This is a genomic window from Snodgrassella sp. B3800, assembly GCF_026535865.1.
Taxonomy (GTDB): Bacteria; Pseudomonadota; Gammaproteobacteria; order Burkholderiales; family Neisseriaceae; genus Snodgrassella; species Snodgrassella alvi_E.
Window position 1 is genome coordinate 177764 of record NZ_JAFNPH010000003.1, and the last position, 12954, is coordinate 190717.

A 12954-nucleotide genomic window follows, 5' to 3' on the forward strand; every position below is an offset into this window, starting at 1 on the left:
ATAGTCAGTGTGCGGGAGTTAAGACATGACGACAAGCGATAAATTTTGCAGTTCTACATGAAAAATTTTAATATACCAATCTGACACTATGCAGTACGAGAATATGATAAGGTATGTAAGTGTATAGTACGAAAACAGATAAATGGCTATTCGAAGAGAAATAATCAGCATAGCCATATCACTCTTAATTAATAAACAAAACGATTGTTTATGAATTTTTTAACTTGTATTCGTGGTTAAAATAATTATTAAAGGCGGAAAATATGGAGTCGATTATTGAGCTGCGTCATTTACGCACTTTGCTAGCTCTCGAAGAAACCGGAAGTGTTTCCATGGCAGCCAAGCGAGTATTTCTGACCCAGTCTGCGCTATCACATCAAATACGGGTGCTAGAACAGTTTTACGGCACACCACTCTTTGAACGCAAATCCAGCCCCATTCACTTTACACCCGTAGGCGAACGCCTACTGCAACTGGCGCGCGAAATCACGCCTCTGGTCACCGTAGCTGAGCTGGATATGGCGCAGATTATTGAAGGCGAAGCAGGGGAGCTGCGCGTGGCTGTGGAATGCCACACCTGTTTCGACTGGCTGATGCCAGCCATGGATGCGTTCCGGCCGCTGTGGCCGAAAGTGGAGTTAGACATCGTGTCTGGTTTTCAGGCCGATCCGGTTGGATTACTGCTGACCCATCGTGCCGATCTGGCCATTGTGTCTGAATATGCACCTCAACCAGGAATTCTTTTTCAGCCTTTATTTGCCTATGAAATGGTGGGAATTTGCGCCAAAGACCATCCACTGGCCGCCAAAAGTGTCTGGCAGGCGCAGGACTTCACCGACGAGACGCTAATTACCTATCCAGTACCGGACGATATGCTGGATTTAATCCGCAAAGTATTGAAACCAGCAGGCGTACAGACCGCACGCCGCAACAGCGAATTAACTATTGCCATCATCCAGCTGGTTTCAAGCCGGCGTGGTATAGCAGCTTTGCCATATTGGACGGTGATGCCCTATCTGGAAAAAGGTTACGTGGTGGCACGCCAGATTGGCGACATTCCATTGCAAAGTGAACTGTATGCAGCGATGCGTGAATCAGACCACAGCAAAAGCTATCTGGATAGTTTCTGCCAAATTGTGCGTGAGCGCAGTTTCGCCGATTTACCTGGTCTTAGCCCACTGAGCACCCCCGATTAATTTCCAACGACACAGACAATTTACATTGGGAGTGGTCCGACAGTTGTAAAAAGTGTTGGCAGCTTGCCGCATCTGAAGTGAATCCCAAAGTAGATACAATACCAATTATATTCATCTCTGCGAAAACCAGATAAGCACTCATGATTTCCATCTACGCTAAACTGGTAGTGAATAAATAACGGCGACCGGAGTGGCTCCGCTACAAGTTATCTGAAGAAGGATAGAAACAGTCTGGGCAGGAAACCGTTCTAGCTGCAGGTGAAGACATATTCACAATTTGTTTGTGTATATACACTGAATGCCAGAAAAGCAGAGTGTTTTTTCCAAAAAGCACGGTTTTCGCCTACCGGTATTACCCTTTATTGAATTTTCCTGTTTCATCGTTCAATTAAAGCTGATTATTCCTGTTCACAGAAACTGTTAATAATCCATTAACATATTTTTCCTTGCGATTTTTCAGCCTCAATCGGCTACAATAAGCGCTATGGAAATTCTATCTTCTTCCGGTTTACCGACCGGCCTCAATAGTGAACAATTAGCCGCCGTCACTTGGCCGGCGCAGCCTGCTTTGGTGCTGGCCGGCGCCGGCAGTGGCAAAACAAGGGTACTTACCACCCGTATTGCTTGGTTATTACAAACAGGCCAAGCCAGTGTCCACAGCATACTGGCTGTTACCTTTACCAATAAAGCAGCCAAAGAAATGCAATTGCGCCTAAGCGCACTGTTACCAGTATCAGTACGCGCCATGTGGCTGGGTACCTTCCATGGTCTGTGCCATCGTTTTCTGCGCCTGCATTATCAAGAAGCCGGCCTGCCGAAAACGTTTCAGATTCTGGACATGGGTGACCAGCTATCTGTGATTAAGCGCTTGCTCAAACAACTCAATATTTCTGATGAAATCATTGCTCCGCGTAGCCTTCAAGGATTCATCAATGCTCAAAAAGAAAACGGTTTGCGTGCCTCCCAGCTAAGCGCACGCGACCCGCATGAGCGGCAAATGATTGAATGCTACGCTGCCTATGACAGCTTGTGCCAGAATGAAGGTGTAGTGGATTTTGCCGAGCTGATGCTGCGCAGTTACGAAATTCTGCAAAATAATGATGTACTACGGAGCCATTATCAAAACCGCTTTAACCATGTACTCATTGATGAATTTCAGGACACCAACAAACTTCAGTATGCATGGTTAAAACTGCTTGCCGGAAAACAAGCAGCGTTTTTCGCAGTCGGCGACGATGATCAGAGTATTTATCGCTTCCGCGGAGCCGAAGTAGCCAATATGACCCGCTTTCTGCATGAATTTAACGTGAGCGAACCCATTCGGCTGGAACAAAATTACCGCTCCGTTGGTAACATTCTTACCGCAGCCAACGCCGTGATTGCGCATAATGCCAGCCGTCTGGGAAAAAATCTGCGTACCGAAGCAGGCACCGGAGAAAAAATTCGTGTCTTACAAGCGATAAATGATATAGAAGAAGCCCAATTTGTTGTCGATGAAGTAAAAGCTTTGCACCGTGAAGGACTAGATTATATACAGATGGCAATACTGTATCGCAGCAATGCTCAATCGCGTGTACTGGAACAAGCCTTATTTCGCGCCGGTATTCCCTACAAAATCTATGGCGGTTTGCGTTTTTATGAACGGCAGGAAATCAAAAATGCACTGGCATATCTGCGGCTGGCCGTCAATCCCGATGATGATAACGCACTTTTGCGCATCATCAATGTACCCACTCGCGGAATCGGCGCCCGCAGCATTGAAAATATTCAGGCAGCAGCCAACGAAGCCAATACCTCACTATGGCAGGCTGCTACCAATCTGGCGTCCAAAAACAGCAAAATTGCCGCTTTTGTGCGTCTGATAGAAAATCTTCAGCTTCAAGCTACGCAGATTTCCCTGCCGGAAATCATGGCTGCTGCCATCTACGACAGCGGGCTGATGGAATATTACCGTACCCAAAAAGGCGAGCAGCAGGAACGCATCAACAATCTAGAAGAACTTCTCAATGCAGCCGTAGCATTCAAGCCACAAGAATCAGGATTTGAATTTGAATCCGACTATGACCCAAACGACCCATTATTCGCAGTATTGTCATTTCTAAGCACCGCCTCACTCGAAGCAGGCGAACATCAGGCTGGGCAGGGCGAGGATGCTTTGCAATTAATGACAGTTCATGCGGCTAAAGGTCTCGAATTTGACGGGGTTTTTCTTACTGGACTGGAAGAAGGCCTGTTTCCGAGCGAATACAGTATGGCTGAGCGCGACGGCCTGGAAGAAGAGCGGCGTCTCATGTATGTCGCCATTACCCGAGCACGTAAACGCTTGTATCTAACCATGGCCGAGCAACGGCTACTACACGGACAGACTCACTTTGCCTTACCATCACGCTTTGTGGATGAAATACCCGAAGCAGTACTGCAATACCTGTCAGCACACAAAAACTCTTTGATAGCCAGACAGCAGAGCACACAGCGCACCAATCCATTTCATAGCCGCAGCAAACTGGCTGAAACACAAGCCAGCCCAGATTTCGACGGCTTCCAGCTGGGGCAGAATGTGCATCACGAGCGTTTCGGTACCGGCGTCATTATAGATGCCACACACAAAGCAGAAGGCGCGCGTCTGACCATAAACTTCGGCAAACAGGGAATCAAAGAGCTAGATACCGTATTTGCCAAAGACAAACTGACCATTATTTCTTAAACCGTTGCTCAGGTGACGCCAAACAAACCGATACACCAGAGAGGAGACCCATCATGCAGCAGTACGACCAAAATAACATCTTCGCCCGAATCATCCGTGGCGAAATTCCATGTCATAAAGTATATGAAGACCCACAAACACTGGCCTTTATGGATGTGATGCCTCAGGCGCGCGGCCATGTACTGGTGATTCCGAAATGCGAAGCGGTAGAGTTAACCGACATGCCAAACGATTATCTACAAGCAGTATTCAATGCAGCCAGAAAAATCATCAGTGCCCAACGTAAAGTGTTACACCGTGATGGCGTTGTTCAGTTGCAGTTGTCCGGTGAGCAGGCTGGCCAATCTGTGTTTCACTATCATATTCATTTAATTCCGGGCCACATCCATGAACTTGCCAAGCATGAAAGCACACCGGCCGATCAGGCAGAGCTGGCACAGTTGGCCGCGCAGCTACGCGGTGAACTGGAATGAAACTTCAGTTTGATACAATAATTATCCACAGATTTATCCACAGATAATCAATTTAATAATATAAGTAAAAAAGAAATTAATCCTTTATTTACAAGGATTTCAGAACAAAAGCTAAATTTTATTCAGACAAATACATTGAATTTGTCCACAATATATTTACCCAGACTGCCACCTTTCCACATCGCTTCTGTAGCAAATCATACAGAAGCGATTTTTTACTTGGAGCTATATCAAACAGATTGCCTGTTGAGATTCAGCTTAATCAGCTTTGGCTCTTCATACCAGCCATAATCCGAGTATTTAGCAAACTTTAAACCGGCCAAACATCGACTAACCTTTTTCCCGAACAAGAAAACGACATCACTCAAATTAAAGCATACTGCCTACCGGTTCAGCCTTAAACAGCCTAATTCTTGACCAAATACAACAAAAGCCCGCTGATTTCATACCATCAGCGGGCTTTAACGTTGCATAACCAATGTTGATTATTTATCTTTCTGGACTATACTTTTCTAAACCATTCTTTCATCACAGCTTATTCAAACAGGTCACGCAGCTTGTCCATAAACGACTTCTGCCGTGGGGTCTGTGCGCGGTCCATACCAGTAGAAATCTTCTCAAACTCTTCCAGCAATTCACGCTGCCTATCTGTCAGATTTACCGGCGTTTCTACCACAATGTGACAATACAAATCACCCACAGCGGCCGAACGTACAGATTTAATGCCTTTACCACGTACACGCATACGGCGGCCTGTTTGCGTTTCTTTTGGAATATTCAGCTTAACCTTACCATCCAGCGTTGGCACTTCCACCTCTCCGCCAAGCGCCGCAATCGTAAAGCTAATCGGCAGCTCACAATGCAAGTCCATACCATCACGTTCAAATACCGGATGGGGACGCACATTCACCAGCACATACAAATCACCAGCCGCAGCACCATGCTTACCCGGCTCACCCTCACCACTCAGACGAATACGCTGGCCATCATCAATACCGGCCGGAATAGATACCTCCACCGTCTTACGTGTTTTAACCAGACCTTCACCATGGCATTTAACACACGGGTCTTTAATCTGCTTACCACTGCCATGACAAGTTGGACAGGTTTGCTGTAGCTGAAAAATTGCCTGCCGTACATGCACCACACCACTGCCGCCACACATACTGCAAGTAGTAGCAGAAGTACCCGCCTTAGCTCCACTGCCATGGCAGACATCACATTCCTCATGCGTAGGTATGGTAATTTTTTTCTTAATACCGCGCGCAGCTTCTTCCAGCGTGATTTCCACATGATATTGCAGATCAGCACCCTGATGATTCTGCTGCTGCCTACCACCGGCACTGCCACCAAACATCTGGCTGAAAATATCACCAAAATCAAAACCGCCGGAAAATCCTCCGCCGCCACCCATATTACCATCTACGCCGGCATGTCCAAACTGATCATATGCCGCACGTTTTTGTGAATCAGACAAAACTTCATAAGCGCGCTGTACTTCCTTGAATTTTTCTTCCGCACCCTTATCGCCCTGATTACGGTCGGGATGGTATTTCATAGCCAGCTTGCGATAAGCCTTTTTGATTTCCTCATCCCCTGCAGTACGGGTTACACCCAGCACTTCATAAAAATCTACTTCAGTCATAATTTTATTCCAAAGGTTTTCCGGCAGACTGTACCAGTACAACAGGTTGCCTGAAAAAAACCGGATAATAGAAATGCAGCCCATATATGGGCTGCATCTATAAAAACAAGATATTAAAACAAAGTTAATTCCGGCTGAAGCAAAAAGGCCGGTTAACGCCGGCACCAACAAGCACAGACAAACACCATAACAACGATTGCGAATAATCTAAACCAATCGGCATCTGTATCCGCATCCAATAGCTGAATCGGCTCGATACAAAACTCATTTACCCCCTCAGACACCATTCTGGGGCAACAAAGCATTGATATAATTTAGTCCCACACTCACTTGCACAAGGTCTACACCAGTTATCGCTACTTTCATCCTGCTTTTAGGCAAAGCATCAACAGGTATCCCGCTGACTCTGCTAACCAGCGGCAAACCCTCTATCCGCACCAAATCATCGCGGATTAACTGTGCATTCAATTCCTGCAAACGCTCCTGCTGAATATAAATCAGACTCCAGTATGCCTCCATATGGCGCTGAAAATCATTATAGGTAGCATAAGTAGATTCAAAATCCCGCAATACCGCAAACAACATCGCATCCTGCGGCTCAAAGCGGGGAGAAGCATGCGGGTCAAGCAAACTAATCAGCTGTTTTTGATTAATATAATCAGTAGCGCGACGCAGCGGTGATGTAAACCATGCATAATGTTTCAGTCCCAGACCAATATGCGGCTCAGAATGCGTACTCATCCTTACCCGTCCCGTAGGCTGAACACGAAACAAACCCGCCATATCCGCAGCATCCAGCATCTGAGCCCAAGTACTGTTGGCAAAAATCATCAGCTCACTTACCAGCATATCAATTGGCGCACCTCGCTCGCGCACACAGATACGCACCTGATTACCCGCTTCCAACTTAATACCGTAATCATACTGAGACGGGCGAGCCGGATCATATTTTCCGCGTGCCTGCATTCTGGCCACGGCAAAATCATACAGCCAGTTCATTTCTTGCTGATGCGGAAAAATCTCATCATCTGTGCGCATCTGTTGCGGCTGAAAGGCCTGCTCAATATGTTCAATACGTAAATTACGATCTACATAAACCGACTCAATACACGATTTACAATGCACAATCTCAAACTGAGGATTCACTTCAGCATATAGACTGATAGCCGGCCGGCTATCACCCTCATCCAAACTAAAAGCAGCTACCCAGTTATCCGGCAGCATCGTGATTTTTCCGCCCGGATAATAAACCGTACTTAGGCGTTCAAATATCAGCTTTTCCAGCGCCGAATCAGCATCAATGGCCAAGGAAGGTGCAGCAATGTGAATACCCACCAGCTTATTACCATTGGGTAGATCACGTACACTAAACGCATCATCTACCTCACTAGTATCCGCATCATCAATCGAAAATGCCCGCACCGCCTCATCAGCAACAGGTAAATTGCCAATATCCGGCAACGGATAATCTCCGCATGCCACCCCATGAGGAAACTCGGCAAGTAGAAAACCATCCAGAAAGTAGTCCGGCAGCGCAGGCACAGCACCTACACTCTGCATCAGCGCAAACAAAGATATTTTTTTCTGCTCAGCGGCTTTTATCACCGCCTTATAACTCAAACTTTGCTTATCAGGCGCGTGCAAAATCATCTTTGCATCAGCAGCAATAGCAGCAGGTAGGCGTCCAGCAAGCAACTCTTCAATCCAGCTATTAATTTGTTCTTCCTGCTGTTTGCGCCGTTCAATCGCCACCAAAGCCTGCTGCAAAGTTTCTGCCGGTGCAGCCTTAAACACCCCTTTATTCTTCTTATAAAAGTACATAGGTGCCGCATAGAGCGCCATTAAAACCGCAGCAAGTTCAACCTGACCACTATTACTACCGAAATATTCAGAAGCAGCCTCGGCTGCCGTAAATTCAGCTTCCACCCCCACAGCTTCCCACAACAGGCCGATATCAATACCGGCGGCGGCAGCACTGGCCTGCTGTAAAAACTGCGCAGCATCACCCTCAAACACCAAAAAAACATGGCTGGATTTAATTTTTGCCCGTTTGCCATGCTGTGTATTCACCAGAAAAGTAGCCTCATTTTCCTGAACCACTTCGGCTACTTTAAACTGACCGGACTCCTCATAAAAAATATGTTTACCCATAACGCCTACTTAAACCTAAGAAACTACCCAAGCAACCTGTAAAAACGATTCAGAACACAGCATTTATTCGATTATAAACAAATAGACTGACATCCAGCTTACACAGAAACCACCATAGTATTAACCTATAGACATATCAGCATGAATAGCCCGCCAATACTCCCCCTCAGGCATTTCTGTTATACATAAATTTAATTATCAAAACATACAAATTAAATAGTTCCATGTTTTAATTTTTAAATAAAACAATCACCCCAAGTTAGCACAACATAATTATGCCTTAAACAATATTATGCTTTAAAACCAGTAAAATAAACAGCAAAAAAACACATTCCAGCAAACAAATTTCATCAAAACAAATAAAAATTATATAATTCCATATAAATAATCTACACAATATTCATCTTTAAAAACGCTGAAATACTCTATCCGAGCTGCCCAGTCTTAGTGTGCCAGACATATTTATGCTATTAAAATAAATACTACGTGCCATACTTTACACCCATTCCTTCATTCAGCTCGTTTCCCTATTTTCAACCACCTTTAAAGCTTATGGCTGATAGAATTTATGAATATATAAATAAAATTTATGAGCAGAATATTCGAATTCATACAAAACACATTCTTCAGTATATTCAATCCATGATTTAAAGCATCCATGAATCACAGCCAGACAACCACACCTTACCACTTATTAATCAGAAAAAAGTTAACAAAAAATTATCAGTATTATTAACAGCAATTCACAGCTCAGAAACATAATCTACCCGCAGTCGCATTACACGACAAAACTTCAACCCTACTGCTATTCAGCCGACCACTAAGCATATCCACAGCAAGAGCACCACAGCCAGTGTTACAATATTCCCGATAATGTCTAAAGACCCCATATGATGAAGAAAATCACACCCAAGAGCTATGAAGAAGCCATCCAGCAACTGGAAAAAATTACCGAATCAATGCAAAACAATGATCTGCCATTAGAAGAAGCGTTAACCGCTTACGAGTATGGTCAGGAATTGGTGCAATACTGCCAGCAAAAACTGGCCGAAGTCGAACAAAAACTACAGGTATTGGACAACGGCGAATTGAAGGAGCTGAAACTTGAAGCAGGGGAGTAACTTTGCCCACTGGCAACAACAGGTACAAAACCATACCGAACAAACCCTAAATCGCCTATTGCCCTTATCTGATGAGCTACCGGCACCCCTGATTGATGCCATGCGCTATGCTGCGCTGGATGGCGGCAAGCGCTTGCGTCCGATGCTGGTTTTCGCTGCTGCCGAGCTGGGAAACAACATAGCAGAGGCTGTGGATAACGCCATTGCCGCAATCGAATGTATCCACATTTATTCACTGGTACACGACGATATGCCCGAAATGGACAACGACAGCTTGCGTCACGGCAAAGCTGCCTGCCACATTCGCTACACACCAGCCACCGCTTTACTGGTTGGCGACGCGCTGCAAAGCATGGCATTCTGCCTACTCAGCCGGCCCACCACACTCTCACCCGAGCGTCAGCTGCAAATGGTACAGACACTGGCTCAGGCCGCCGGCTGTAGTGGCATGGCTGGAGGACAAGCCATTGATCTGGCCTGCGTTGGTAAAAGCCTGAATCAAAATGAACTTGAGCATATGCATCAGCTCAAAACCGGTGCACTAATCCGGTCAGCCGTAGCCCTTGGCGGACTCTGCTGTAACGATATAGAACAGCACCAACTTATCGCTCTTGATGCCTATGCTGGTCATTTGGGTTTGGCTTTTCAAGTAATAGATGATGTACTCGATTGTGAACAGGATAGCGGCGTTCTGGGAAAAACAGCCGGAAAGGATGCGCAGGCCAATAAACCCACCTATGTCAGCCTGCTGGGTCTGGCTTCAGCGCGCCGATATGCTGAAAATTTAGTACAAAAGGCTTTGGAAGCACTGGCTGGTTTTGACCATCGCGCTGAGCATCTGCGCGAGCTGGCTCAATTTGTCATTGCCCGCAATCATTAGCAACATCATCACCGCACAAACCCGCGTGAATTTTGATAACAGATACTAAAATTTCTGCCCCAGTAAACGCTATCAACGATTCACAAAAAGACCGGCAATCAACGCAGCCGTTTACCTGACGCCCAGTCAATAATCTGGCTGGGTTGCCGGCGACCACCGGTTCGTCCGCCAAGAATCAACACCTGACGCCCAAACTGACGTCTAACCTCACGCTCCGTTTTACAGGCTTTTTTACCAGCCCGATTGCATGAAGTGGAGACCAGTGCCGTACCGGCTGCTTTGCACAGAAACCGTGCCGTAGCCAGATCAGGAATACGTACCGCCAGATTGTGTCGACCACGCCCCCGCAGCAAAGGCAGAACTCGCTGCCGTGCTGGTAACAACAAAGTTTTAGGTGCTGGCCATTCGCGCATAATAGCTTTAGATTCAGCTGCAGACACAGGTGCCAACAAAGGCCGCAATTGTGCAAAATCAGCACCAATCACAATCAGCCCCTTATGCTGAGCCCTTTTTTTTAGCGCAATCAGCCGGCGTAACGCCGGAGCATAATCAGGCAAACAGCCAAGCCCGTAACTGCCTTCCGCCGGATAGGCAATCAAGCCGCCCTTGTGCAGAAACGCTTGCAGATGATGTAAAAATCGACCGGCCGGCCGGACACGATGGTGCATAAGTATTCAGAGAAATATAGCTAAGCCCTTATAATAGCAGGGCACAACCATCCACACTACTACTGCATCTTCGGCCACCATCATTCAATCAAACGAGGCTCCCATGATTACCGATGAACAACTACTGCGTTACAGCCGCCATATCTTACTGGATAAACTGGACATAGCCGGACAGAAGGCCATTCTCAGTGCACGCGTACTGATAATCGGAGCAGGTGGCTTAGCACATCCGGCGCTTACCTATCTGGTGTCCAGCGGCGTAGGGCATATCACCGTAGTGGACAACGACAGCATTGATATCAGCAATCTGCAACGGCAGTATTGGTTTAACGATTCCGATATAGGCGCAGATAAAGCCAGCGTCTTATGCCAACGCTTACAGGCTCATCATTCACACACACAACTGCATCCCGTTGTTGCCAGAGCAGATGCTACTCTGCTGCACAGGCTGGTACAGGATACAGACATAGTGCTTGATTGCACCGACAACTTTGCCAGCCGCCGTCTAATTAATCAGGCTTGTTTTACAGCCCATAAACCACTGGTTTCGGCCTCAGCACTGATATTTTCCGGTCAGCTGGCAGTATATGATTTTCGCGACGGCCATGGCCCCTGTTATCAGTGCCTGTTTGAAGGTGAAATGAATGATGAAGGTGCCAGTTGTGCCAAAAACGGCGTATTTGCTCCCTTACTCGGTGTCATGGGCGCCGCGCAGGCTGGCGAAGCATTAAAGCTCATCACCGGTATCCAACCTACCGGCTGCTGGCTGCACTGCTTTGATGCACAACGCTTTCAATGGCAACGCTTACAACTGGCACCAAACCCAGACTGTCCGGTATGCGGATAGCCAACTTTATACACAAATTCCTGTGGATAAACTTGTGGATAATTATCTATTATTGAAAATCAGCCAGCTTCCGATCCTGACCAGCTTTCCAGCCGGATACCGTAATCACCAGCGCAGCAAAAAACATCAGCACCAACGCAGGAAACCATGAATGCATGATGTCGTGTAACGCCCCCATCAAAACCGGCCCTACAGCAGCAAACAAATATCCACAGGTCTGTGCCATACCAGACAACAATACGCCCTCAGTTACACTGCTACTGCGCAGACTGAAAAACATCATACTCAGACAGAAAGCACCACTGATACCGAGACCCAGCAGCAGCACGGCTGGAAAATAACAGCTACGCCATGGCGACATCAGCAATAACACAGACAGTATCAGCGATACCCCACATAATGCGCCAATCCACTTCTGCTGCTTTAATCTAGCCGCATAAATTGGTATCAGCAGATTAGTTGGCACCATTACCAACTGCATCAGCCCAAGCCAGCCTCCGGCCTCAGTAGCAGACACACCGGCTTTAGCTACAATCTGCGGCAGCCAGCTTACCGTGGAATAAAACAGAAATGATTGAAATCCCATAAACAGCGTCACCTGCCACGCCAGCGGATTACGCCACAAATGTACCGTTACCGGCCGCGAACGCACAGCCGCTCTGGGAATGGCATTCGCTGTTTTAAAAGGCAGCCACCAGATCACCATCGCTACCAGAGCTGGCAATACCCACGCCACCAAAGCGCCACGCCAGCCCCACAAGTTACTATGCGCTAAAGGTGCACTCAATGCCGAACCGGCAGCACCACCCACATTCATAATCAGGGCATATAATGCAGTTACCAAGCCCATCTTAAACGGGAAATACTGTTTCACCATACTGGGAATCAGCACATTACCCACAGCAATAGCACAGCTAAGCAAAGTTGTACCCGCCAGCAGCAAAAATAGCCCGCTGCCACAACGCAACACCAGCCCCAGCGTCAGCACCCACAAAGCAAAAAATACCATCTGCTCCGAACCAAACCGAGCTGCCAGTCTAGGAATAAAAATAGAAAACAAACCAAAGGTCAGCAGCGGCACCGTCGTTAGTAAACCAGCCAGCGTACTACTGATGTGCAGCTGTGCCTGAATATTCTGCAATAAAGGTCCGACACCCGTCAGCGGACCACGCAGAACAAAAGCCAGTGCCAGAATAGCCACAAAAAGACTAAGACGACGCTGTGTTTTCGATACAGTCGAATCTGTTGTCATTACTTCACCAAATTACC

The 12954-nt window shown here is 46.8% G+C and carries 10 protein-coding genes; 6 read left to right on the forward strand and 4 right to left on the reverse strand.

Going from position 1 to position 12954, the window contains the following annotated elements; translation table 11 throughout:
* Positions 1-263: 263 nt before the first annotated feature.
* The 3 genes from J3U64_RS06455 to J3U64_RS06465 all read left to right on the forward strand — a co-directional run bounded on the left by J3U64_RS06455 (position 264) and on the right by J3U64_RS06465 (position 4373).
* Positions 264-1196, forward strand: coding sequence for a LysR family transcriptional regulator (locus J3U64_RS06455; protein WP_267408667.1), 933 nt, complete (start codon positions 264-266; stop codon positions 1194-1196).
* A 484-nt stretch (positions 1197-1680) separates the two neighbouring features.
* On the forward strand, positions 1681-3900 hold the full coding sequence (locus tag J3U64_RS06460) for a UvrD-helicase domain-containing protein (RefSeq protein ID WP_267408668.1): 2220 nt from the start codon (positions 1681-1683) through the stop codon (positions 3898-3900).
* 53 nt (positions 3901-3953) lie between these two features.
* Positions 3954-4373 (forward strand): HIT family protein, encoded by a 420-nt coding sequence (locus J3U64_RS06465; RefSeq protein ID WP_267408669.1) that lies wholly within the window; start codon positions 3954-3956, stop codon positions 4371-4373.
* A 535-nt stretch (positions 4374-4908) separates the two neighbouring features.
* Here the strand turns inward: J3U64_RS06465 and dnaJ are convergent.
* The gene (dnaJ, locus tag J3U64_RS06470; protein ID WP_100141046.1) at positions 4909-6018 is read right to left on the reverse strand and encodes a molecular chaperone DnaJ; all 1110 of its coding nucleotides are present in this window, start codon (positions 6016-6018) and stop codon (positions 4909-4911) included.
* A 276-nt stretch (positions 6019-6294) separates the two neighbouring features.
* Positions 6295-8169, reverse strand: coding sequence for a ribonuclease catalytic domain-containing protein (locus J3U64_RS06475; protein WP_267408670.1), 1875 nt, complete (start codon positions 8167-8169; stop codon positions 6295-6297).
* Between the two features lie 893 nt (positions 8170-9062).
* On the opposite strand from J3U64_RS06475, the gene J3U64_RS06480 reads away from it, so the two are divergent.
* Together J3U64_RS06480 and J3U64_RS06485 are read left to right on the forward strand one after the other, a co-directional pair.
* Entirely contained in the window at positions 9063-9290 is a 228-nt protein-coding gene (locus tag J3U64_RS06480; protein WP_100141044.1) for an exodeoxyribonuclease VII small subunit, read from the forward strand.
* Positions 9274-10170, forward strand: a complete 897-nt coding sequence (locus J3U64_RS06485; RefSeq protein ID WP_267408671.1) for a polyprenyl synthetase family protein — start codon at positions 9274-9276, stop codon at positions 10168-10170. Before J3U64_RS06480 ends, J3U64_RS06485 begins: the two co-directional genes overlap by 17 nt.
* Positions 10171-10268: 98 nt before the next feature.
* On the opposite strand, the gene J3U64_RS06490 is transcribed toward J3U64_RS06485, so the two are convergent.
* Positions 10269-10838, reverse strand: a complete 570-nt coding sequence (locus J3U64_RS06490) for an L-threonylcarbamoyladenylate synthase (RefSeq protein WP_267408672.1) — start codon at positions 10836-10838, stop codon at positions 10269-10271.
* Between the two features lie 103 nt (positions 10839-10941).
* Here J3U64_RS06490 and J3U64_RS06495 point away from each other — a divergent pair, with 103 nt between their 5' ends.
* Positions 10942-11685, forward strand: a complete 744-nt coding sequence (locus tag J3U64_RS06495; protein ID WP_267408673.1) for a HesA/MoeB/ThiF family protein — start codon at positions 10942-10944, stop codon at positions 11683-11685.
* A gap of 49 nt (positions 11686-11734) precedes the next feature.
* Here J3U64_RS06495 and J3U64_RS06500 read toward each other — a convergent pair whose 3' ends face one another.
* Positions 11735-12937: a CynX/NimT family MFS transporter gene (locus J3U64_RS06500; protein WP_267408674.1), complete on the reverse strand. Its 1203-nt coding sequence runs from the start codon at positions 12935-12937 to the stop codon at positions 11735-11737.
* Between the last annotated feature and the right edge of the window lie 17 nt (positions 12938-12954).